At 28.3% G+C, this 314-nt stretch carries 2 protein-coding genes; both read right to left on the bottom strand.

Annotated elements, in window-relative coordinates; genetic code table 11:
- Positions 1 to 148, bottom strand: a 148-nt coding sequence (locus FUA24_RS07850) for an aspartate 1-decarboxylase (protein WP_148541198.1), incomplete at its 3' end; no start/stop codon positions are given.
- Between the two features lie 13 nt (positions 149 to 161).
- Positions 162 to 314 (bottom strand): pantoate--beta-alanine ligase (locus FUA24_RS07845; protein ID WP_148541196.1); only part of this gene is annotated, 153 nt, incomplete at its 5' end.

Below are 314 nucleotides of genomic sequence, written 5' to 3'. Positions count from 1 at the left end.
CATTATTAACAATTTGTACTTTTTCACCTTGTATAATATTGGCAGCGTCCATTAAATCTTCATCAATGGTAATACTACCTATGTAATTTAGTTCAGCGCCTGTGCACTTAACTCTGTGAATTTTAGATTTTACTACTTGAATTTGCATGGGGCAAAGATAATTAATTTAAAGCTATATTATCAATAAGTCTAATATCATCTGCATATACAGCTATAAACGCTCTATATGCTTTATTTTTATACTTACGGTTTACAGGTTTTAGGGTTTTTGCATCAGCAATAATAAAATATTCTAACTTTAAAATAGTATGATT

Source organism: Seonamhaeicola marinus (assembly GCF_008085455.1).
This window is presented reverse-complemented; position numbering and strand designations above follow the sequence as displayed.